The organism is Arthrobacter sp. TE12231 (genome assembly GCF_054062895.1).
In genome coordinates this window covers 2879146-2900683 of the sequence record NZ_JBSSFS010000001.1, presented here as the reverse complement: position 1 = coordinate 2900683, position 21538 = coordinate 2879146, and the positions used below count along the sequence as shown (strand labels likewise).

The 21538-nt window shown below is 67.2% G+C and carries 19 protein-coding genes; 9 read left to right on the top strand and 10 right to left on the bottom strand.

Annotated elements, in window-relative coordinates; translation table 11 throughout:
- The first annotated feature begins 169 nt into the window (after window positions 1–169).
- A complete protein-coding gene (locus ACVWYS_RS13115; RefSeq protein WP_116766089.1) occupies window positions 170–1582 on the top strand; it encodes an MFS transporter in 1413 nt (470 codons plus the stop codon).
- 115 nt (window positions 1583–1697) lie between these two features.
- Here ACVWYS_RS13115 and ACVWYS_RS13110 read toward each other — a convergent pair whose 3' ends face one another.
- The 3 genes from ACVWYS_RS13110 to ACVWYS_RS13100 all read right to left on the bottom strand — a co-directional run bounded on the left by ACVWYS_RS13110 (window position 1698) and on the right by ACVWYS_RS13100 (window position 5214).
- Window positions 1698–2429 (bottom strand): glutamine amidotransferase, encoded by a 732-nt coding sequence (locus ACVWYS_RS13110; protein WP_456507170.1) that lies wholly within the window; start codon window positions 2427–2429, stop codon window positions 1698–1700.
- Between the two features lie 79 nt (window positions 2430–2508).
- Window positions 2509–4362, bottom strand: coding sequence for an acetyl/propionyl/methylcrotonyl-CoA carboxylase subunit alpha (locus ACVWYS_RS13105; RefSeq protein ID WP_456509874.1), 1854 nt, complete (start codon window positions 4360–4362; stop codon window positions 2509–2511).
- 156 nt (window positions 4363–4518) lie between these two features.
- Window positions 4519–5214 carry a Maf family protein gene (locus tag ACVWYS_RS13100; RefSeq protein ID WP_456509873.1) on the bottom strand — a complete coding sequence of 232 codons (696 nt, stop codon included), beginning with the start codon at window positions 5212–5214 and terminating at the stop codon, window positions 4519–4521.
- Window positions 5215–5392: 178 nt separating this feature from the next.
- Between ACVWYS_RS13100 and ACVWYS_RS13095 the strand changes: the two genes are divergently transcribed.
- From ACVWYS_RS13095 to ACVWYS_RS13085, 3 genes are read left to right on the top strand one after another with little or no spacing between them, the layout of a single operon-like run.
- Complete coding sequence (locus ACVWYS_RS13095) at window positions 5393–5560, top strand: hypothetical protein (protein ID WP_456509872.1); 168 nt, start codon at window positions 5393–5395, stop codon at window positions 5558–5560.
- Entirely contained in the window at window positions 5557–6300 is a 744-nt protein-coding gene (locus ACVWYS_RS13090) for a cytochrome b N-terminal domain-containing protein (protein WP_456509871.1), read from the top strand. Before ACVWYS_RS13095 ends, ACVWYS_RS13090 begins: the two co-directional genes overlap by 4 nt.
- 17 nt (window positions 6301–6317) lie before the next feature.
- Entirely contained in the window at window positions 6318–7250 is a 933-nt protein-coding gene (locus ACVWYS_RS13085; protein ID WP_456509870.1) for a hypothetical protein, read from the top strand.
- Between the two features lie 57 nt (window positions 7251–7307).
- On the opposite strand, the gene ACVWYS_RS13080 is transcribed toward ACVWYS_RS13085, so the two are convergent.
- The 3 genes from ACVWYS_RS13080 to ACVWYS_RS13070 are packed head-to-tail and all read right to left on the bottom strand — an operon-like array spanning window position 7308 to window position 11033.
- Entirely contained in the window at window positions 7308–9875 is a 2568-nt protein-coding gene (locus ACVWYS_RS13080; RefSeq protein WP_456507166.1) for an MMPL family transporter, read from the bottom strand.
- Window position 9876: 1 nt separating this feature from the next.
- Window positions 9877–10578 carry a TetR/AcrR family transcriptional regulator gene (locus ACVWYS_RS13075; protein WP_344364014.1) on the bottom strand — a complete coding sequence of 234 codons (702 nt, stop codon included), beginning with the start codon at window positions 10576–10578 and terminating at the stop codon, window positions 9877–9879.
- Between the two features lie 56 nt (window positions 10579–10634).
- Complete coding sequence (locus ACVWYS_RS13070; protein ID WP_116766095.1) at window positions 10635–11033, bottom strand: YbjQ family protein; 399 nt, start codon at window positions 11031–11033, stop codon at window positions 10635–10637.
- 240 nt (window positions 11034–11273) lie between these two features.
- Between ACVWYS_RS13070 and ACVWYS_RS13065 the strand changes: the two genes are divergently transcribed.
- A complete protein-coding gene (locus tag ACVWYS_RS13065) occupies window positions 11274–11834 on the top strand; it encodes a Clp protease N-terminal domain-containing protein (protein WP_344364010.1) in 561 nt (186 codons plus the stop codon).
- A 100-nt stretch (window positions 11835–11934) separates the two neighbouring features.
- On the opposite strand, the gene ACVWYS_RS13060 is transcribed toward ACVWYS_RS13065, so the two are convergent.
- The 4 genes from ACVWYS_RS13060 to ACVWYS_RS13045 form a co-directional block, all read right to left on the bottom strand.
- A complete protein-coding gene (locus tag ACVWYS_RS13060) occupies window positions 11935–13389 on the bottom strand; it encodes a dicarboxylate/amino acid:cation symporter (RefSeq protein ID WP_456507164.1) in 1455 nt (484 codons plus the stop codon).
- A 268-nt stretch (window positions 13390–13657) separates the two neighbouring features.
- Window positions 13658–15358: a DUF885 domain-containing protein gene (locus ACVWYS_RS13055; protein ID WP_425547155.1), complete on the bottom strand. Its 1701-nt coding sequence runs from the start codon at window positions 15356–15358 to the stop codon at window positions 13658–13660.
- Window positions 15359–15446: 88 nt separating this feature from the next.
- Window positions 15447–15698: an acyl-CoA carboxylase subunit epsilon gene (locus ACVWYS_RS13050; protein WP_175460409.1), complete on the bottom strand. Its 252-nt coding sequence runs from the start codon at window positions 15696–15698 to the stop codon at window positions 15447–15449.
- A gap of 5 nt (window positions 15699–15703) precedes the next feature.
- Window positions 15704–17287, bottom strand: coding sequence for an acyl-CoA carboxylase subunit beta (locus ACVWYS_RS13045; RefSeq protein WP_344364005.1), 1584 nt, complete (start codon window positions 17285–17287; stop codon window positions 15704–15706).
- Window positions 17288–17491: 204 nt separating this feature from the next.
- Here ACVWYS_RS13045 and ACVWYS_RS13040 point away from each other — a divergent pair, with 204 nt between their 5' ends.
- The 4 genes from ACVWYS_RS13040 (at window position 17492) to ACVWYS_RS13025 (ending at window position 21402) form a co-directional block, all read left to right on the top strand.
- Window positions 17492–18382, top strand: a complete 891-nt coding sequence (locus ACVWYS_RS13040; RefSeq protein WP_456507163.1) for an SDR family oxidoreductase — start codon at window positions 17492–17494, stop codon at window positions 18380–18382.
- Window positions 18383–18568: 186 nt separating this feature from the next.
- The gene (locus ACVWYS_RS13035; protein ID WP_456507162.1) at window positions 18569–19510 is read left to right on the top strand and encodes a biotin--[acetyl-CoA-carboxylase] ligase; all 942 of its coding nucleotides are present in this window, start codon (window positions 18569–18571) and stop codon (window positions 19508–19510) included.
- Window positions 19503–20102: a PH domain-containing protein gene (locus ACVWYS_RS13030; protein WP_116766133.1), complete on the top strand. Its 600-nt coding sequence runs from the start codon at window positions 19503–19505 to the stop codon at window positions 20100–20102. The genes ACVWYS_RS13035 and ACVWYS_RS13030 overlap by 8 nt, the downstream gene beginning before the upstream one ends.
- Window positions 20092–21402, top strand: coding sequence for an adenylate/guanylate cyclase domain-containing protein (locus tag ACVWYS_RS13025; RefSeq protein ID WP_456509869.1), 1311 nt, complete (start codon window positions 20092–20094; stop codon window positions 21400–21402). The genes ACVWYS_RS13030 and ACVWYS_RS13025 overlap by 11 nt, the downstream gene beginning before the upstream one ends.
- The last annotated feature ends 136 nt before the right edge of the window (window positions 21403–21538 follow it).

The following is a 21538-nucleotide window of genomic DNA, read 5'->3' as shown; positions in this document are numbered from 1 at the left end:
CGCTGTGACGACCACCACGTGAGACGAACCAAAATGTCCAAATAGTGGAACGTTTGTCCATTGGGTGGACGATGGGAACTATTATCAGACATATACGAATCCCTAGCCGGCGGCCCGGGGCATCGGGCCCTGGGGAACATCCGTCCGGTCATCATGAAAGCGTTACTACATGTCCTCCACTGCAACCTCCGCGGAGCATGGGTCTGCCAAGCAGGTGAACTCGCGCGGCCGCGTGATCGTCGCCAGCCTGATCGGCACCACCGTCGAGTTCTACGACTTCTACGTGTACGCCACCGCCGCCGTGCTGGTCTTCCCGAAGCTCTTCTTCCCGGGGCAGAACGAGACCACGCAGCTCCTGGCATCCTTCGCCGTGTTCGGCGTCGCGTTCATCGCCCGGCCGCTCGGCTCGATCGTCTTCGGCCACTTCGGTGACAAGTTCGGCCGCAAGGGCACGCTCGTGGCCTCGCTGCTGACGATGGGCATTGCCACCTTCCTGATCGGCTGCCTCCCGACGGCGACCGTTCCCGGCTGGACCTTCTGGGCCCCGGCCCTGCTCGTCGTGTTGCGCTTCGCCCAGGGCCTTGCCCTTGGCGGGGAGTGGAGCGGCGCGGCGCTGCTCGCCACCGAGAACGCCCCGGCAAACAAGCGTGCCATCTACGGCACGTTCCCGCAGTTGGGTGCGCCCATCGGCTTCATCATCGCCAATGTGCTCTTCCTGATCTTCAGCTACACCCTGACCCCGGCGGCATTCGAGGCGTGGGGCTGGCGCGTGCCGTTCCTGGCCAGCGCCGTGATGGTGATCATCGGCCTCTACGTCCGGCTCAAGCTGATCGAAACCCCCGCCTTCACCAAGGTCCTCGAATCCAAAGAGGTCGCCAAGCTGCCGCTGGCACGGGTCTTCAAGACCAGCTGGCGCCCGCTGATCCTCGGCACGTTCATCATGCTCGCAACCTATGTGCTCTTCTACCTGATGACCACATTCACGCTGACCTACGGGACCCGGGCGGCCAGCCTGGACGCGGCGAAGGCCGCCGCCGTAAAGGCCGGCAAGCCGATGACCGATGCCGCCGCCGCGGCATTCGTTCCGGGTCTGGGCTACACCCGGAACGACTTCCTCTGGATGCTGATCGCCGGTGTCGTGTTCTTCGGCATCTTCACGCTGGTCTCCGGCCCGCTGGCCGAGAAATTCGGCCGCCGCAAGATGCTGATCGCCGTGACCTTCGGCATCCTCGCCTTCGGCCTGCTGTTCGTTCCGCTGTTCAGCGCCGGCTTCGTGGGCGCCATGGCACTGCTGGTCATCGGCTTCTCGCTTATGGGCCTGACGTTCGGCCCCATGGGCGCGCTCCTGCCGGAGTTGTTCCCGACCAACGTCCGCTACACCGGCTCCGCGATCAGCTACAACGTCTCCAGCATCCTTGGCGCGGCCGTGGCTCCGTTCATCGCCGTCTGGCTCTGGGAACTGGCGGGCGGCAGCACCGTGCTGGTGGGCGTCTACCTCGCCTCCATGGCCGTGCTGACACTGATCGCCCTGTTCGTGAGCAAGGAAACCCGGGACCTCGACTACGAGAACAACGTAGCCTGACGTTCCAGGCCTGCCGCTGACGGAAATGCCCGGCGTGTTCGCTGAACACGCCGGGCATTTACGCGTCCGGCACTTCCTTATCTCGTCGGTCCGTACCTGGTGACTGCCGGCGGGACTAGCTCGCGTAGCGCTCGACGAAGTTCCGGAGGATTTTCATCGGTTCGGTGGCCGCGAACTGCCGGGCGTCCTCCATCAGCATCTCGGCCGATTCCGGCGGGAAGTATCCGGCATGGCGGTAGATGTCGATCCTGGTGATCAGCCCCTCGGCGTCGAGTTCAGGATGGAACTGGGTGGCGTAGAGGTTGGTCTTGATCCGGAACATGTGCACCGGGCAGGCGGCCGAACTGGCCAGGAGCACCGCGTGGGCAGGCAGGACGGTGCAGGCTTCCTTGTGGCCGGTGAAGGCCGTGAAGCTCTCCGGCAGCCCGTGCAGGAGGGGATCCGCGAGCCCCTCGTCCGTCAGCTTGATGGTGACGCCGCCCAGGCCTTCGCCGTAGGTGCGGTCGATCACGGCGCCCTGGTGCCGGCCCAGCGTGCCCACCCCGTAGCAGGCGCCCAGGAACGGGAAATCCTCAGCGACGATCCTGTCCAACAGCGCGGCGAGCTCACGCTCCACCCGGTGCTGGGTGTCGGTCTTGTGCTCGGAAGGGTCGCTGGAGGTGAACGGGCTTCCGCCCACAATCACTCCGGAGTAGCGCGACAGCTCCAGCTCAAGCAACGGTCCGGCTTCCATCCGGACGCGGTGCAGCTGCCCGGGTTCCAGTCCGCCGTAGCGCAGGTAGGCCCGGTATTCGTCCTCGGCGGCCTCGTCCTCGGCGCGGGAGGCGAGGAGCAGAAATGGCTTCACAGACCAAGTTTGCACGGGCGGGACGCGGGGGCGCCAGAGGCGCGCCTGCGTCCCGCCCGGGGGATGCTGAGGGCCGAAGCTACTCGGCCGCGCCGTCCTCGATCAGGGCGATGATGGCGCCGGCGGAGACCGTCTCGCCGGCAGCGGCGGAGAGGCCGATGACGATGCCGGCGCGGTGCGCGGTGAGCGGCTGCTCCATCTTCATCGCTTCGAGCACGACGACGAGATCGCCTTCAGCGACGGCGTCGCCCTCGGCGACTGCCACCTTCACGATGGTGCCCTGCATAGGCGAGGTCAGCGCGTTGCCGCTCGCGGCCACGGCTGCGCCGCCGCTGCGGAGGCGCTTCTTGGCCTTGGCCGGCTTGGCGCCGGCCGTGGTGCTGACCGAGCCGAGTGATGCGGGGAGGACGACTTCCAGGCGCTTGCCGCCGACCTCGACGACGACGCGCTGGCGGCCGCCGGCGTCGGCCGCTTCAGCCTCGGTGCCGGTGGGGGCCCAAGCGGGAATGTCGTTGACGAAGGCGGTCTCGATCCAGCGGGTGTGGACCTTGAAGGGGCCCTCGGCCGGTGCGAAGTCCGGGTTGGAAACCACCGCGAGGTCGAACGGGATGACGGTGGGGATGCCTTCCACCACCATCTCCTCGAGCGCGCGCCGGGACCGCTGCAGGGCCTGGGTGCGGGTGGCGCCGGTCACGATCAGCTTGGAGAGCATGGAGTCGAAGTTGCCGCTGATGACATCGCCCTGCTCCACGCCGGAATCGATGCGGACGCCGGGGCCGGTCGGGTTCTTGAGCGTCGTGATGGTGCCGGGGGCGGGCATGAAGTTCCGGCCCGGGTCCTCGCCGGTGATGCGGAATTCAATCGAGTGGCCGCGCACTTCCGGGTCCCCGTAGCCGAGCTCCTCGCCGCGGGCCAGCCGGAACTGTTCGCGCACGAGGTCGATCCCGGTGACCTCCTCGGAGACACAGTGCTCTACCTGCAGGCGCGTGTTGACCTCAAGGAAGGAGATGGTGCCGTCCTGGCCGACGAGGAACTCGCACGTGCCCGCGCCGAGGTAGCCGGCCTCTTTCAGGATGGCTTTGGACGATTCGTAGAGGCGCCGGTTCTGCTCCTCCGTCAGGAAGGGGGCCGGGGCCTCCTCGACGAGCTTCTGGTTGCGGCGCTGGAGCGAGCAGTCGCGGGTGGAGACGACCACAACGTTGCCGTAGGCGTCGGCGAGGCACTGGGTTTCGACGTGCCTCGGGGCGTCCAGGAAGCGCTCAATGAAGCACTCGCCGCGGCCGAAGGCGGCGGTGGCCTCGCGCACGGCGGATTCGAAGAGTTCGGGGATTTCCTCGCGGGTGCGGGCCACCTTGATGCCGCGTCCGCCGCCGCCGAAGGCCGCCTTGATGGCGACGGGCAGGCCGAACTTGTCCACGAAGTCGAGGATTTCCTCGGCGGAATTGACCGGATCGGCGGTGCCGGGGACCTGCGGGGCGCCGACCTTCTCGGCGATGTGGCGGGCCTGGACCTTGTCGCCCAGGGCGGAGATCGCCTCGGGGGAGGGCCCGATCCACGTGATGCCGGCGTCGATGACCTTGGCGGCGAAGTCGGCGTTTTCGGCCAGGAAGCCGTACCCCGGGTGGATGGCGTCCGCGCCGGACTGGCGGGCGACGTCGATGATCTTGTCCATTACGAGGTAGGACTCAGCGGCGGTGTTGCCACCCAGCGCGTAAGCCTCGTCGGCGAGCCGGGCGTGCAGCGCGTCGCGGTCAGGATCCGCGTACACGGCCACCGAGGCGATGCCCTCATCGCGCGCGGCGCGGATGATGCGCACCGCAATTTCTCCGCGGTTGGCGATCAGCACTTTGCTGAGCGGGCGGCTGCCCTCTGCTGCAAGTGACTGCGTTGATCCCGGCACGGTGGTTGCGGACTGCTCCGAATTTGCTGACAAGGCGTCTCCTTCTTTCCTTCAGGGAGCCTAGCGCGGTTTTGAGGGTTCCGCCGATATTACTTGCGGATTCCGCGCGTAAACGGCCCTTCCTTTGTAGGGTTGCCACAAAGGGCGGCGAATTGGCTCATTCCGCCGTCGCTGGCCGTCCCTCTGCTCTCACTCGGCACGGACGTCCGCCGGGTCAATGGCCCCGCCCGTCCAGAGCTCGGTGATTCCCACATTTGCCTGGCTGAGCAGCGCCCGGAGCGTGGAAATGGAAAGCCCGACGACGGTGTGGGGGTCGCCGTCGACCTTCCGGATGAATGCCCCGCCGTAGCCGTCGATCGTGAAGGAGCCGGCACACTGGAGCGGCTCGCCGGTGGCGATATAAGTCTCGATCTCCTCGGCGCTCATGTCCATGAAGTGCACCTCGGCCGAGGACACCGAGCCCAGCGTGGCGCCGGAGCCCCGGGCGGTGATGTCCCCGCCGCCGTCGTCTGTGTTTCCGCCGTCGGTGTCGCGGCAGTCCACGAGCCAGTGCCCCGTGTGCAGGACGCCCATGCTGCCGCTCATACGGAGCATGCGCTCACGGGCGACGTCGGCCGTGTAGGGCTTGCCGTGGGCCTCGCCGTCGAACTCGAAGACCGAATCGCAGCCGATGACGAGGGCGCCGTCGGCCTCCGGCAGCGAGGCGACGGCCTCGGCCTTGGCCCGGGCGAGCAGGAGGGCGGTGTCATGCGGGTCCGTCACGCCGTAGCGGGCTTGGACGGCGTCCTCGTCCACGTCGGAGACAAGGACCTCGTGCCGGATCCCGGCGTGGCTGAGTAGCTTGGTGCGGGCGGGGGACTGGGAGGCAAGAATGAGGCGGGTCACGGATCCAGCCTAATCCACCGCAGCTCAGCAACGCGGGGTCACTTACGGCCCATCCGGAGGCCTCCAGGGGCGCCAGGTAGCGCCGTCTGTTAGCCCTCGGCCGGGGCGAAAGACTCTGGCTGCGGATACTTGATCATGGTGTGGTTGCCTCGGGACACTACAGAGAATCGAGCAGCCCATGACCGGATGGCTAGTGGCAAGCGTTGGCAGCGTTGGGGACGGAACATATTTTGGCTGGGACGGCTTCACCATCCAGTCGGGAAACCTGATAGTGATCGTCGTGATGATCGTCCTGTTTGTCCTGGCTCTGGTCCTGCCTTTTCCCGGCGGGAAGCGGCGGAAATGACCGCCCAGGCGACACCGGGGCCTGGCACTCCGGTCGAGGAACCTGACGCCCACACCTGGACGGGCAGAGCCCGCCGGTGGCTCCTTAAGAAGCTTCCTCCGGACAAGCTCTTGCCCGAGGACCAGCCGAGCTATGTGGCATCCTGGGCGTACGTCTTCGGCATGGGGGCGATCGCTTCACTGCTGTGGATCGTCATTTCGGGGATCGTGCTGGGACTGAACGGACCCCAGTGGTACCACGTTTCATCGCTGGGGCACTTCGTCAACAGCACCCATCTGTGGAGCGTGGAGCTCTTCTTCATCTTCATGGTGGTGCACCTGTGGCTGAAATTCTGGATGGCGGCCTGGCGCGGGGGCCGGGTCCTGACCTGGATCACCGGCGTGATCTCCTTTGTCGTTTCCATCGTGGCGGCCTTCACCGGATATCTGCTCCAGACGAACTTCGATTCCCAGTGGATTGCCTTCGAAGCCAAGGACGCGCTGAACGCGGTCGGAGTAGGCGCCTGGTTCAACGTCGCCAACGTCGGGCAGCTCTTCACCTGGCACATCACACTGCTGCCCCTGGGCGTGGGCGCCGTGGTGATCCTGCATGTCCTGCTGGTCCGGGTCCACGGCGTTGTCCCTCCGCTTGAGGCCCCGGAGTCCGACGCCCAGCTGCTTCACAACCGCCCCGAGCCCGCGGAACCTCCGGAGCCCAGCGCACCACCGGAGACCGCGGAATCCGGGGGCGCAGTGCGATGACCAGGAAAACCAACAGCATGTCTTGGCGGAAGACGGACGACGTTGCCAGCCGGCCCTGGACGGGCAGCGTCCGCGAATATGACCTCATCAAGGAACTGATCATCGGTGTTGTGGTGGTCGGGCTGCTCGTGCTCGGCGTATCCGCCCTCTTCGGGTCCCCTGATGAGCCCAGCGTCAGCTTGAAAGCGTGGGCCACGGCCGCCCCGGCGGATTTCGTTGGCACCGCGGCAAAAGAACTGGCCGGTACCAGCGACTCTGCGGGGTACGGCCCGCCCTACAACTCGACTCCAGGTGCGTCGCAGACGATCGGCCCCGTGGACCTGCAAAGTCTCTCCGGCGTCCGCCTTCCCGTAGACACCGCCAATGACTTCGTGATCGTCCCGCTGGCGACGCTGCCGTCTCCGCCGGCAGACCTGGCACGTTGGATGGCGGCCACGGATCAGCAGCGCTCAGGCTGGGCAGCCGCCTATTCCGACGCCCTCGCCGCCGCGCCCGATAACGACCCCGCCAAGGTAGCCGACGGTGATTACGGCCCGGTCCCCGCGCTGACCGGCGCGTTGCTCGCCATGGCGCGCCAAGGCAATTTGGACGGCGTGCTGCAGAACGGCGGAAACTTCTACAACACGGACTACACGCGCAGCCTCCTGTTCCTGGGGGACGGCAGCTACTTCCCGGGTCTCGCAGCAAGCCAACACCTCTCCGGGGATCAGTGGGGCGTGATGAACGAAACCGGCGATACGCCGGGGCAGTCCTGGTTGTGGCTCTTCTCGCTCCTTTATCAGGTGGAACCGTTCAAGTCCGCCCCGAATGCCGATGCGCTGGTTGTCGTCACAATGTTCGTGCTCACGGCATTGCTGACCCTGCTGCCGTTCATCCCCGGTCTGAGGTCGCTGCCGCGTTGGATCCCCCTTCACCGCTTGGTCTGGAAGGACTACTACCGCAATCGCTGAGTGACCCCGCGTTGCTCTAGCGGGCGGCGCATTACCGTCGTACCGCGCTGGCGAACGTCAGCGTGCTGCGACCTCTTCAGACTCGGCTTCGGGCTCGGCTTCGGGCTCGGCCTCAGTGGAGGCCGACGCGGCGTGTGCCGGCTGGTGGAGCTTGGCGCCCTCGACGTCGACGTCCGGCAGGATCCGGTCCAGCCAGCGGGGAAGCCACCAGGCCTTCTCGCCGAGCAGGTACATCACGGCGGGGACGATCGTCATGCGGACCACGAACGCGTCCACCAGCACGCCGAAAGCCATGGCGAAGCCCAACGGCCGGACCATGTTCAGGTGCGAGAAGATGAAGCCGGAGAACACGCTGACCATGATGATGGCGGCGGCGGTGACCACGGACGCGGCATGGCTAAAGCCGGTGCGGACCGCGTGCTTGGCCGATTCACCATGCATGAACGACTCGCGCATGCCCGAGGTAATGAAAACCTGATAGTCCATGGCCAGGCCGAACAGCACGCCGATCAGGATGATCGGTAGGAAGCTCAGCACGGCACCCGGATTCTCGACGCCGAATACGCCCCCCAGCCAGCCCCACTGGTAGACGGCGACGACGGCACCGAACGCGGCGGCGAGCGAGAGCAGGAAACCGCCGGTGGCCAGCAGCGGCACCCAGATAGAGCGGAACACGAGCAGCAGGAGGATCAGCGAGAGGCCCACCACGATTGCCAGGTACGGCGGCAGCGCGTCACCGAGCTTGGTGGACACGTCGACGTTGCCGGCGGTCTGCCCGGTGAGCCCGATGCTGACCCCGGTGGAGTCCTTGATCTGGGCCTTTTCGGCCCGGAGTTCGGAGACCACCTGGACCGTGCTCGCGCTGGCCGGACCCTCGTTCGGGATGACCTGGAATACGGCGGTGCGGCGGTCCTCGCTCAGGGCCAGGGGCACGGCGGCGGTGACGTTCTCGGTCTTGCGCAGGATGTCCGCGACGTCGAACTGCTTGGCCGTGGCGTCGGTTTCGCTGAGTCCTTCGGGGAGGTCGCCCACCACGATGATCGGGCCCGTCATGCCCTCGCCAAAGCTTCGCTTGGTCACGTCATAGGCCCTGAAGGCTGGCGAGGCGACCGGCTCGGAGCTGGCATCGGGCAGGGCAAGCCGCAGTTGGCTCGCCGGCAGCGCCACGATGCCCAACAGCAGGACGCCGGCCAGCAGGGTCAGGACCGGGTGCCGGGTGACGAGGCCACCCCAGCCGTGGGTGCTGCGGCGTTCGTCGCGGGCCCGGTCCTCGGTCTCGTGGCCCGGGGCGGCGTTGTGCTTCTCTGCCTTGGCCCAGGCTCGCTTGGAGATCAGTTTCCGGCCCACAAGGGAGAGGACGGCGGGCGTCAGGGTCAGGGCAACGACGACGGCGACGGCTACCGTCGCGGCGGCCGAGAGACCCATGACGGCCAGGAACGGAAGGCCGGGGACCACGAGGGCTGCGAGGGCGATGATGACAGTAAGGCCAGCGAAGAGCACAGCGTTGCCGGACGTGCCGGTGGCCAGCGCCACGGATTCCTCGGGGTCCATACCGCCGAGCAGCTGGCCGCGGTGGCGGTTGACGATGAACAGGGAGTAGTCGATCCCGACGGCAAGGCCGAGCATCAGCGCCAGCATCGGGGAGATGGAGCTCATATCCATGGCGCCGCTGAGGGCGAAGGTGCCGCCCACACCGACGGCGACGCCGACGATGGCCATCAGCAGCGGAAGTCCGGCAGCGATCAGGGTTCCGAGCATGATGATCAGGACCAGGGCTGCCACCGCGATGCCGAGAATTTCGGCGGTGCCGAAGATCTCGGAAATGTCCTCGCTGATCTCCTTGCTGGGCAGGGCGGTCACATTGGCGGCGGAAACCTCCTTGACGATGTTCTGGACTTCCTGCCGGACCTCAGGCTTGAGGCCGTTGATGGAAGTCTTGAACTGGATCTGCGCGATCGCGGCCTTGCCGTCCTCGGAGACGAAGCGCAGGCCCTTCGATGCCTCCAGCTGACGTGTGCCCAGGGCCAGCTTTGCCTGGCCGGCTTCCAGTTCCTTGGTGCCGGCGTCGAGCTTTGCCTGACCTTCGGCGAGGGCCGCCTTCTGCTGGCCAAGCTGCGCCTCGATGACGGCGGCCGGCATGCCGGCCGCCGTCATCTGCTGCTCGGCAGCGTCCAGCTTGGCCTTTCCTGCGGCCAACTCGGCCGCGGCCTGGTCCAGCCGGGCTTTGCCGGCAGCGGACTGCTCCTTGCCCGCGGCGAGGTCGGCGGCGGCCTTGTCCAGTTGCGCCTGGGTGGCAAACGGGTCAACTGTGCCCTGGACATCGGGTAGCGTCTTCAGCTTTGCCAGCGCAGCCGTGACCGCATCCTTTCCGGCCTGGCTGAACTGGGCATCGTTGGCTTCGAACACGACGCTCGCGGAGCCGCCGGAGGACGAGGGAAGCTCGCTCTTGAGCTTGTCCGCCATCTGCTGGGTTTCGGTGCCGGGAATCTGGAAGTTATTGGACAGGGTGCCGTGGAAGGCGGCTGCCGCACCACCGACGGCCACCATGATGGCGAGCCAGAGGGAGATGACGAGCCAGCGGTGACGGTAGGAGAACTTGCCGAGACGGTAAAGCAATAGGGCCATGTCAGTGCCGATCTGGGGAAGGGGTGGCGGGGGAGTGGGATGCGAAGCCGGAGCCCAGCAGGCCCATGGATTCGATCAGGAGCTGGCGCAGGACGGACAGGGAATCCGGGCTGAGGTCGCCGCCGCAACGGGCGAACCACACGTCCAGGGCTGCTTTGCCGCAGGAGATGACCGAACCGGCGAGGGCACGCAGATAGAGTTCGTCGATGTCGTGGCCGGCCGTCCGGGCAAAGCGTTCGCGGGCGGCCTCGATGATTTGTTCGGTGCAGTGGTCCCAGGCTTCCAGTTCGGAGCGGCTGAGCTGGGGATTGGTCTGGCCCAGGCTGTAGATCTCGGCTACCGGTGCAACCGTCATGGGATCGGCCAGTTCAACGAGGGCTGCCCGCGCCGAGTCCAGGATGGGTTCGTCGGCCGGACGCAGCCGGAACTGCTGGAGCGCCGTGTCCAGAAATCCGAATGTCACCGAGGCCAGCGCCGCCTCGGTGCTGCCGAAGTAGTTGAAGAAGGTGCGGCGGGATATCCCGGCGGCGTCGGCAATGTCCTCCACCGTGAAGTTTCCGGGGCCCCGCGACCGGAGCAGGTTTAGTGCGGCATCAGTGATGGCCTGCCGGGTGGCCGCCTTATTTAGTTCGCGGCGTGACGGGACGCCGGGTTCACCGGATGCGGCAGCCTGGCCGCCGGCAGAGGATGGTAGTGAAGACACGCCCTTACACTACGTGCATGTTTGCACTCTGAGCAAGTATTTTCAGGGCTTGAGGCTCAGGGTTTGAGTTCGCCGGCCGCGTCGCCGGAACCGGTCAGGTAGATCGACTGGCCCGTCGCTCCGGGCTCGTTGTGTGAGAGTGGAATGGCAAAGACGGCCGTGCCGTACGCGCAGATCTCCGTCCAGTTGGGCCCGATCGCTGACGTGTCGAAGCGCATGGCGACGATGGCGTTGGCGCCGCGCTGCTCGGCTTCGGAGACCATCCGGGCCATGACCTGCTGCCGGCTGTCGTAGAGGGCCCGGGTCATTTCCCGCACCTCGCCGCCGCCCAAGGAACGGAAGCCCGCCATGACCTGGGCGGTGACGTCCCGGGAGCGGACGGTCAGGCCCATGACTTCGCCGAAGACGGCGTCGATCCGGTGGCCCGGGATGTCATTCGATGTGACGATCAGCATGCCCAGAGCCTATCCATTTTTGGGGCCTGGGCGAGGGCAGCCATGCAGCGGGATTCACGTCTGCGCCAGGGCCGGGATCCGTTGCCGGATTCACAGCAGGATTCACAGGAACCTGAAAGCTGGGAGACAGCTATCTCTGCTCAGGCGGGTGCAGACTGGAAACGCTGGTGGTACCGACTTCCCAAGGAGAGCCGTCAGCAACAAAAAGCCGTCACCGCGCGGCAGATCCAGGAGACACACATGTCACGCACAACCAAAATCGCGCTCGGCCTTGGGGCCGCGGCGGTGGCACTCGGCGCCGGGCTCGGAGTCGCCGGGATGGCCTCTGCCACGACGACGCCGAGCCCCACCCCGTCCCCCAGCTCCAGCGCCCCGGGTGGCACCTTTTCCGACGGGCACGGCATGCACGGTGGGCGCCACGGCCATGGACCTGCGGGCGCCGAGCTCGGCACCCGTGTCAAGGACCTCGCCGCCAAACTCGGCGTTGACGAGGCCAAGGTCACCGACGCCCTGAAGGCCTTCCGCGACGCGAACAAGCCGACCACCCCGCCGGCCGAAGGACAGAAGCCGGACCGCGCCGCGATGGAGAAGGCATTGGCCGCATCCCTGGCGAAGTCCCTTGGCATCGATGAAGCCAAGGTCACGGCCGCCCTGGAGGAAATCCGGACCGCGGAGCAGGCCCAGCACGCCGCCGCGCTGAAGCCCCGGCTGGACCAAGCCGTCAAGGACGGCACCCTGACCCAGGCTGAAGCGGATGCCGTCACCAAGGCGGCGGAAAAGGGCGTGATCGGCGGGCGCTAAGGGCCAGCTCCCTCTGGCCCGTTCAACGGCAGAAACGGCGAAGTCCCCGGGAAATTCCGGGGACTTCGCCGTCGCACTTTTGCCTGTCCGACCGGACCGGCTAGGCCGTGGCGTCCGCCAGTTCGCGCTCCGCCGTCGGCCGCGCTGAGGCCGGATCAGCAGCCGGCGCGGCCACAAGGTCGGCGGAAGCGTCGGCGAGGTCGTCGCTGAACGGATCGCCGTTCCGCGGCGCGTTGTAGAGGGTCTCGTCCAGGATGCCCTGGCGCTTGGCCACGATTGCAGGGATCAGGGCCTGGCCGGCCACGTTGACGGCGGTGCGGCCCATGTCCAGGATCGGGTCGATCGCCAGCAGGAGCCCGACGCCGGCCAGCGGCAGTCCCAGCGTGGAAAGCGTCAGCGTCAGCATCACGACGGCGCCGGTGGTGCCGGCGGTCGCGGCCGAGCCGAGCACGGACACCAGCGCGATCAGCAGGTACTGGGTGAAATCAAGCTGGATGCCGAAGAACTGGGCCACGAAGATCGCAGCGACGGCGGGGTAGACCGCGGCGCAGCCGTCCATCTTGGTGGTCGCGCCCAGCGGCACCGCGAAGGAGGCATAGGCGCGCGGGACGCCCAGGCTCCGTTCGGCCACCCGCTGGGTCAGCGGCAGCGTGCCGATCGAGGAGCGGGAGACGAAGGCCAGCTGCACGGCGGGCCACACGCCGGAGAAGTACTGCTTGACGGACAGGCCGTGGCTGCGGATCAGGACGGGGTAGACCACGAACAGCACGAGCGCCAGGCCGATGTAGATTGCCACCGTGAACTTGCCGAGCGAGCCGATGGTGTCCCAGCCGTAGACGGCCACGGCGTTGCCGATCAGGCCGACGGTGCCGATCGGCGCGATCCGGATGATCCACCAGAGGACCTTCTGGATGACGGCGAGGGCGGAGGCATTGAGGTTCAGGAACGGATCGGCGGCCTTCCCCACCTTGAGTGCGGCGATTCCGACGGCGATCGCGATCACGAGGATCTGGAGCACGTTGAAACTGACCGCGATGGTGGCCACGCCGTCAGTGACGGTGGTGGTCGCGCCCAGGCCCAGGAAGTTCTTGGGGAAGAGCCCGGAGAGGAAGGCCCACCAGTCGCCTGACTTGCCGGCGTACTTGGCTTCCTGGTTGATGCCGGTGCCGGCCCCGGGCTGCAGCAGCACGCCGAGTCCGATCCCGATCAGCACGGCGATCAGCGAGGTGATGGCGAACCAGAGCAGCGTGTTCCAGGCGAGCCGGGCAGCGTTGGAGACCGCGCGCAGGTTGGAAATGGAGCTGACGACGGCGGTGAAGATGAGGGGAACGACGGCGGTCTGCAGCAGCGAGACGTAGCTCGAACCGATGGTCTGCAGGGTGGTGCCGAGGGCATTGGGGTTCGCCTTGGTGCTGCCCGTGTACTTGGCGAGAAGGCCAAGGCCGAGGCCCACGATCAGCGCGGCGATGATCTGGAAACCGAACGAGCCGGCCCATTTGGGTAGCTGGAACCCGGTCTTTCCAGCGGGTGCGGGGGTGCTTGTCTGAATGCTCACCGGAACACGCTAGGACCAGCGCCGATAGCACGGCGAAAGGATGTTGAGAAATATTACGCGGCAAGTTGTTAGGTCCGGTCGCGCAATCCCAGGAAATACGCCGGAAGACTACCCGATTGTGAAGTTATTCCAACCTCCGGTGTGGCCTTTATCTCCCCTGGGGGACGGTGGGGTGTTCGAGCGAGCACGCCTGGGCCCACGCCATCTCCCTGGCCGGGCTTGCGAGGCTAGGGAGATGGCGGGAGGATGGCTGCTCCCGGGAACCGCCCTACCCCAGCAGCGCGCGCTTGAGGGTGTCGAGGCCCACCGAGCCGATGTTCAGGGCCTTGGTGTGGAACGCCTTGAGGTCGAAGCCGGGGCGGGATTCAAGCTCGGCCCGGATCTGCTCCCACAGCCGCTGGCCCACCTTGTAGGAGGGTGCCTGTCCCGGCCAGCCGAGGTAGCGGGTGAACTCGAACTTCAGCTGCCCCTCGCTGATCGGCAGGTTGGCGCGGAGGAAGTCAAAGCCGTTCTCCGGGGTCCAGGTGCCCGACCCCCAACGCTCGGGCACCTCCAACTCCAGGTGCACTCCGATGTCGAACACCACGCGGGCGGCCCGCATGCGCTGCATGTCGAGCATGCCCATGTGGTCGCCCGGATCCTTCAGGTAGCCCAGTTCCTGCATGAGCTTCTCGGCATAGAGGGCCCAGCCTTCGCCGTGGCCCGAGGTCCAGCACACGCTCCGGCGCCACTTGTTCAGCAGCTCGCGGCGGTAGGTGGCGGTGGCGACCTGCAGATGGTGGCCGGGCACTCCCTCGTGGTAGACGGTGGTGGTTTCGGCCCAGGTAGTGAAGGTGTCCTCACCGGCAGGCACGGACCACCACATCCGGCCCGGACGGCTGAAGTCCTCCGAGGGGCCGGTGTAGTAGATGCCGCCTTCATCGGTGGGGGCGATCTTGCACTCCAGCGTCTTCATGACGTCCGGGATCTCGAAGTGGACGCCGGCGAGCTCCGCCACGGCCTTGTCGGAGAGTTCCTGCATCCAGGCCTGGAGGGCGTCGGTGCCCTTGAGCTGGCGGGCGGGATCGTTGTTCAGGATCTCCTTGGCTTCCTCGATCGTGGCGCCGGGCCGGATTTCCCCGGCCACCCGTTCCTGTTCGGCGATCAGGCGGTCCAGTTCCTGCACGCCCCACGCGTAGGTTTCCTCCAGATCCACGGTCGCGCCGAGGAAGGACCGTGAGGCCAGCGCATAGCGGCTGCGCCCGACGGCGTCCTTGGCCGGGGCGACGGGCAGGAGTTCGGACTCGAGGAATCCCGCTAGCCGGGCGTAGGCCACCCGGGCGGCCGCCGTGCCGGCGTCGAGCTTGGACTGCAGTTCCGGCGGGAGCGGGCCGTCCGCAGTCGTGGCGCCGGCCGTGAGGTTCGCGAAGAAACCGTCGTCGGCTGCGTGTTTGGTGGCCTGCTCGATCACGATCGATACCTGGCGGGCTGCGGCCACCTTGCCGTCCTGCATCGCCGAGCGCAACGATTCGATGTAGCCGTCGATCGCGGCGGGGACGTTGTGGGCCCGGCCGGCGATGTGGTCCCACTGATCGGCCGTGTCCGTCGGCATGAGGTCGAAGATCGCGCGGATGTCCTGCGACGGCGAGGCGATGTTGTTCAGGTCGGCCGCGTCCCAGCCCGATTCGTGGATTTCCAGCTGCAGGCCCAGCCGCTCCCGCATGGCGTCGAGGGTGACGGCGTCGACGTCGTCCACCGGCTCCAGACCGTCCAGCGCCGCGAGTGCCTCGCGCGCCGCGGCCGCGAATTCCTCGTGTCCGGCGGGGGAGAAGTCCGGGTATTCGGTCTCGTGCCCGGGCAGGCCGAGCTCGGTGGCGAAGCTCGGGTTAAGCCGGATGAGGGTGTCCGTGTAGGCGTCCGCGACGGCGTCAATAGCTGTCTGCTGGCGCGCGGGGGCCGAGTTGTCTGAGGCTATGGTTTCGGTAGTCACCCGACGAGACTAGCCCGGCCGTCGCGGTTATGAAAGACTCGCTGAACTTTTTTCGGTGGCGGCCCAGCCGGGCCGCTTAGCCGGACGGCTAGCCGAGGCTGCGGCGCCAGGCGTCCGGACCCGGCTTGGGTGCGAGCCGCAGCTGCTGCCGGCGGACCCAGTGCCGGACGCCGGGAGCTTCCGGTGCCGCCTGCGGGGCCTGCCCCATGGACAGCACGACGGCGGTCAGCGCCGCCAGCTCCTCCGGCGTCGGCTCGCCCTTGACGACGGAAAGCAGTGCCGGCGACGCATCGCTGCCCGGCTGCTCAGCCGGTTCCAGCGGTTCAGCGGGTTCGTGCACGGGGGTCACAGCGGGATGTTCCCGTGCTTCTTGGCGGGCAGGGCGGCCCGTTTGTCCCGGAGGGCGCGCAGCCCCTTGATGATCTGCACCCGGGTCTCGGACGGGGCAATGACCGAGTCCACGTAGCCCAGCTGGGCCGCCTGGTAGGGGTTGAGCAGCTCTTCCTCGTACTGGCGGATCACCTCGGCACGCTTGGCCTCGACGTCGCCGCCGGCCTCGGCCACCGCGGCGAGTTCACGGCGGTACAGGATGTTGACCGCGCCCTGGGCGCCCATGACGCCGATCTGGGCGGTGGGCCAGGCGAGGTTGAGGTCCGCGCCGAGCTTCTTGGAGCCCATCACGATGTAGGCCCCGCCGTAGGCCTTGCGGGTGATGACGGTCAGCTTGGGCACGGTGGCTTCGGCGTAGGCGTAGAGCAGCTTCGCGCCGCGACGGATGATGCCCTGGAACTCCTGGTCCTTGCCCGGCAGGAAGCCCGGGACGTCCACCAGGGTGATGATGGGGATGTTGAAGGCGTCGCAGTGCCGGACGAAGCGGGCGGCCTTTTCCGACGCGGCGATATCCAGGGTGCCGGCGAACTGCATGGGCTGGTTGGCAACGATGCCGACCGTGTGGCCCTCCACACGGCCGTAGCCGATGATCACGTTCGGGGCGTAGAGGGACTGCATCTCCAGGAAGTGGGCGTCGTCCACGATCTGCTCGATGACCTTGCGCATGTCGTAGGGCTGGTTGGCCGAGTCTGGGATCAGGGTATCGAGGGCGAGGTCGTCGTCGTCGATCTCCAGCTCCTGCTGGTGGTCGAGCACCGGGGCCTCGGCGAGGTTGTTGGAGGGCAGGAAGTCCAGCAGTTCACGGACGAACTCCACAGCGTCGGCCTCGTCGGAGGCCAGGTAGGTCGACGTGCCGGTGTTGGCGTTGTGCTGGCGCGCGCCGCCCAGGGTCTCCATGTCCACGTCTTCACCCGTGACCGTCTTGATGACGTCCGGGCCGGTGATGAACATGTGCGAGGTCTTGTCCACCATGACCACGTAGTCGGTCAGGGCGGGGGAGTAGGCCGCACCGCCGGCCGAGGGGCCCATGATGAGGGAGATCTGCGGGACCACTCCGGAGGCGTGGACGTTGTTGCGGAAGATGTCCGCGAACATCGCCAGGGAGGCGACGCCCTCCTGGATGCGGGCACCGCCGCCGTCGAGGATGCCGACCACCGGGCAGCCGTTGCGCAGTGCAAATTCCTGGACCTTGACGATCTTCTCGCCGTTGACCTGGCTCAGCGAGCCGCCGTAGACGGAGAAGTCCTGGCTGTAGACGGCCACCGGGCGGCCGTCCACGGTGCCGTAGCCGGAGACGAGGCCGTCACCCAGCGGCTTCTTCTTCTCCATGCCGAACGCGGTGGAGCGGTGCACGGCCAACGCGTCGAACTCGACGAACGAGCCGGCATCCAGCAGGAGGTCGATGCGCTCGCGGGCGGTTTTCTTGCCGCGTGCGTGCTGCTTGACTACTGCCTCCGGGCCGGAGGGCTGCTCGGCACGGGCCTGGCGGTCGCGGAAATCTGCAAGCTTTCCCGCAGTCGTGGTCAGATCGTGGCTCATCAAGTGTCTCCGGCTCTGTTGCTAGGTTGTTCGGTGCCCGGCCCGCTGGCTCCTTTGGCTGGAATCCACAAAAGCAGGGCTCTGCTGGCAAGTCTAGTGACGGTATTGGCCGGTGCCGCTGTAGGGAACCTACAATTTTCGCGCCGCAACGCTCCCGCGTCTCCTTGTTACCGGCCAGTAACATTGGTCGGCTAGAGTGGGCTCATGACTTCAAGCAATGATGCTTCGGGCGCCGCTGCAGGGCCGTACCAGGCCGCCGGTTCCCTTCAGGACCGCACCATCCTCATCTCCGGGGGCAGCCGCGGCATCGGGCTGGCCATCGCGCTCCGCGCGGCCCGGGACGGCGCCAACATCGTCCTGATGGCCAAGACCGGACAGCCCCACGCCAAGCTGGAGGGCACCGTCTACACCGCCGCCGAACAGATCGAGGCCGCCGGCGGTCGGGCGTTGCCGCTGGTGGGCGATGTCCGCAACGACGCCGACGTCGCCGGCGCGGTTGCCGCCGCCGTCGAACGCTTCGGCGGGATCGACATCGTGATCAACAACGCCTCGGCGATCGACCTGTCCAAGACCGACGCCCTGGACATGAAGCGCTACGACCTTATGCAGGACATCAACGTCCGCGGCACCTTCCTCATGAGCAAGCTGGCTCTGCCCGCGCTGCGCGAGTCAGAGGCCGGGCAGATCCTGACGCTCTCGCCGCCGCTGAACCTGGATCCCAAATGGGCCGGGATGCATTTGGCCTACACCATGGCCAAATACGGCATGAGCCTAACCACTCTGGGCCTGGCCGAGGAACTCAAGGTGGACGGCATCAGCGTCAACTCGCTCTGGCCCTGCACCTTGATCGACACCGCCGCGATCCGCAACATGCCCGGCGGCGACATGATCGTCAAAGGCGCCCGCGGCCCGGAGATCATGGCCGACGCGGCCCACGCCGTGCTGACTGCCAGCAACGCGATACCGGAATCCGGCAGCTGGAGCGGCAACTTCTACACCGACGAGCAGGTTCTCGCGGCGGCCGGCGTGACCGACTTCAGCCCCTACAGCCTCGGCGCGCCAGAGGGCAGGCTGGTCTCGGACATCTTCCTCTGAGCTTGCTGAGTGTTTTCGGCGGCATCCCCCGCGGAAATTCCCCTCGTTTGCGGACCCGACGCCGGGAATCTCCGGTGTGTCGGGCCGACACGCCGCGCGCGCCGGCCAAAGGTGGGGAGTACCAGCGGAGGTGCGTGAGTGAACGTGGCCGGAGCCGGGGCGCGCTTTCCTCGGTAGGATTCAAGGATGGAAGCCGTGCAGGAAACCCCGGACCGTCCGCCGCTGGACCTCAACGCCCTCAGCGATGAGGCTTTCCTGTCCGCCAACGGGATTCCGCGCCTGACCGTGGTGGAGACCACCGGCTCCACCAACGCCGATCTCCTCCGCGGCGTGACCGAGGATCCCGGCGCCTGGCCGGACCTGTCGGTGCTCACCGCCGAATACCAGACCGCTGCGCGCGGCCGGCTCGACCGGCACTGGGAGGCCCCGGCCCGTAGCTCCGTCTCCGTCTCGCTCGTGCTGCGTCCGGTCAACGCGACCGGCCGGCCGCTGCCGACCCACAGCTACTCGTGGCTCTCCCTGCTCGCCGCCCTTGCCCTGCGGGAAACCCTGACGGAAACCGCCGGCATTCCGGCGGAACTCAAGTGGCCCAACGACGTCCTGGTGCGCGGCAAGAAGATCGCCGGAATCCTGGCCCAGCTTGGCCCGCTCGGCGGCGTCGGCACGCCGCCGGTCATCCTCGGCACCGGTCTGAATGTCACCCTCACGGAGCCGGAACTCCCGGTGCCCACCGCCACGTCCGTGCTGCTGGAGAACCCGGACACGGTGGACCGGACGGAACTCCTGAAGAGCTACCTGTCCCGCTTCGCCACCTTGTACCGCAGCTTCTGCAACGCCGACGGCGACCCCGCCGCCGGGATGGCCGGCGGCCCTTCGTTGCACAAGAGGGTGGAACACCTGCTGACGACCCTCGGCAAGCAGGTCCGCGCCCAGCTGCCCGGCGACCACGAGATCATCGGCCACGCCACGCGCCTGGACGAATACGGTTCGCTCCTGGTGGTTGACGCGACGGGCCATGAACATGTGGTGACCGCCGGGGACGTCGTGCACTTGAGGCCGTGGAACCCGGCGGCAGCAGACGGAAAGGGTGGAGGCGGCCGCGGCGGAGCAGAAAGCGGTTATGCGTAAAGTGCTCCTGCCGGGTGAGCAAGTGATTGTTGTAACCCGGCCCCAGCCCAGGATGCTGATTGTCCCGGCGCTGTTGTTCATTGTGGTGCCGGCACTGGCCGCGTACGCCTGCGCCTGGGTCGTCAAGGGCGGCCCGGCGAAGCTTGTGCCCCTCATCCCCCAGGAATGGACGCCCTGGCTGATCGCCGTGTGCCTGGGGCTGGCGGCGTGGGTCCTGCTCGGTTATTGCCTCCCGCGGGTCATCACATGGCAGGCCACGCGCTACATCCTGACCAGCCAGCGCTTAGTTACCCGCTACGGCATGTTACGGCGGCGCGATCAGCAGATCCCGCTCGCCGCAGTCCGCCATGTGGCCATTGAGCAATCGTTGTTGCAGCGCCTATTGCGCTCCGGGAATATATCCTTGGAGACCGGGTACCCCTTGGGAACCAAGGTTCCCGACGTTCCAGAGGTCGCGACATTCCGAAACTTCATTCTTGACGCCATCGGCGATCTCCCCAGGGGCGACGCCTTCGGGGCCGAGGGCACGACGAACAACCCGGGCGAGGACTTGCCGTGGGAGATGAGAGAAGGTGGAAGAGATGAACGCTGAGAACGTCCACCAGGACACCGAACTCGCCGCCCCGGATTTGCCCCGGGAACCCGAAGACGTCATCTCGGAGCCGGCAGCCGTCACCCCGGCGTCAACGCCTGAGGCCACCCACGACGGCGGCTCCGGACCCGGTGCCGCCGGCATCGACGACGCTCCCGCCGTCGTAGAGCCCGCCGACGCCAGCTCGCACGTTGACCCGGCCGCCGAACCGGCCGCGGCCGATGCCGCTGAACCCGTCGCTCCGCCCACCGGAACCATGTCCGCCGAACGGCTCGCCGCCAAGGCCCTCGAAGCCCGTCTGCTGGGCGGCGAACGCAAGCTCAAACGCCGTGAAGTCGCCGCCGGTGCCGGGCTCTCGCTGCTGTCCGCCCGGAAACTCTGGCGCGCCCTCGGCTTTCCCAACCTCGGTGATGAAGACGTCGCGTTCACCGAACGCGACCAGTCCGCCCTGTCCACGATCGTGGACCTGGTGCGTGCCGGCAAGCTCACGGAGGAAGCCGCCATTTCCATCACGCGGGCCATCGGCCAGATGACGGACCGGATGGTGGTGTGGCAGATCGAGGCCCTCGTCGAGGACATGGTCCAGAAGCAGGGAGTGCCGGATGCCGTGGCCCGCAAGCGCCTTGTCAGCGAGCTGCCGAACCTCATTGACGCCCTTGAGGAGATGCTCGTCTACTCCTGGCGCCGCCAGCTCAACGCGGGCGTCCAGCGCCTGGCCGTCCGGGCCGAAGCCGGGCTGCAGTCCAGCGAAGAGGGCCGCGAAGGCGACGAGGACGACGCGCCGCTGCCCCTGGCGCGGGCCGTAGGCTTCGCGGACCTGGTGTCCTACACCAGCCTGTCCCGGCGGATGAATGAGAAGACGCTCGCCCAGCTGGTGCAGCGCTTCGAGAACAAATGCGCCGAGATCATCTCCGTCGGCGGCGGCCGGCTGGTCAAGACGGTGGGCGACGAAGTCCTCTACATCGCCGAAACACCAGCGGCCGGCGCCGAGATTTCGCTGGCCCTGTCCCGCGCCTTCACGGAGGACGAGATCCTGCCGCAGGCGCGCGTGGCGATGGTCTGGGGCCGAATCCTGTCCCGTCTGGGGGACATCTACGGACCCACCGTCAACCTCGCCGCCCGCCTGACCGCCCTCGCAGATCCCGGCACCGTGCTGGTGGATTCCATGACCGCGGCCGCCCTGGACGACGACGAACGCTTCGTCCTGGTGCCCCGCCCGGCCGAGGACGTCCGCGGCTTCGGCGAAATCCACCCGGTGCAGCTGCAGCCCGGCAGCGGCCGCGGCCTCGTCCTGGACTGAACGCAGGACTAAGCGCAGCGCTAATCACCCGCCACGCGCAGGACTAAGGGCACGGGCTTCTCAGTTGTGCGGCGCATATGCAATAGTCGGACCGGCAGCTGCCACCCGGCCGGGTGTGTGACCGCCGCCAACTTTC

Excerpts from the sequence above, each read along its gene's own strand:
- ACVWYS_RS13070 (WP_116766095.1), bottom strand. The coding sequence starts at position 11,033 with ATGCTGATCGTCACATCGAATGACATCCCGGGCCACCGGATCGACGCC.
- ACVWYS_RS13040 (WP_456507163.1), top strand. The coding sequence starts at position 17,492 with ATGACTTCAAGCAATGATGCTTCGGGCGCCGCTGCAGGGCCGTACCAG.
- ACVWYS_RS13065 (WP_344364010.1), top strand. The coding sequence starts at position 11,274 with ATGTCACGCACAACCAAAATCGCGCTCGGCCTTGGGGCCGCGGCGGTG.
- ACVWYS_RS13080 (WP_456507166.1), bottom strand. The coding sequence starts at position 9,875 with ATGGCCCTATTGCTTTACCGTCTCGGCAAGTTCTCCTACCGTCACCGC.
- ACVWYS_RS13045 (WP_344364005.1), bottom strand. The coding sequence starts at position 17,287 with ATGAGCCACGATCTGACCACGACTGCGGGAAAGCTTGCAGATTTCCGC.
- ACVWYS_RS13085 (WP_456509870.1), top strand. The coding sequence starts at position 6,318 with ATGTCTTGGCGGAAGACGGACGACGTTGCCAGCCGGCCCTGGACGGGC.
- ACVWYS_RS13115 (WP_116766089.1), top strand. The coding sequence starts at position 170 with ATGTCCTCCACTGCAACCTCCGCGGAGCATGGGTCTGCCAAGCAGGTG.
- ACVWYS_RS13025 (WP_456509869.1), top strand. The coding sequence starts at position 20,092 with ATGAACGCTGAGAACGTCCACCAGGACACCGAACTCGCCGCCCCGGAT.
- ACVWYS_RS13090 (WP_456509871.1), top strand. The coding sequence starts at position 5,557 with ATGACCGCCCAGGCGACACCGGGGCCTGGCACTCCGGTCGAGGAACCT.
- ACVWYS_RS13095 (WP_456509872.1), top strand. The coding sequence starts at position 5,393 with ATGACCGGATGGCTAGTGGCAAGCGTTGGCAGCGTTGGGGACGGAACA.
- ACVWYS_RS13030 (WP_116766133.1), top strand. The coding sequence starts at position 19,503 with ATGCGTAAAGTGCTCCTGCCGGGTGAGCAAGTGATTGTTGTAACCCGG.
- ACVWYS_RS13035 (WP_456507162.1), top strand. The coding sequence starts at position 18,569 with ATGGAAGCCGTGCAGGAAACCCCGGACCGTCCGCCGCTGGACCTCAAC.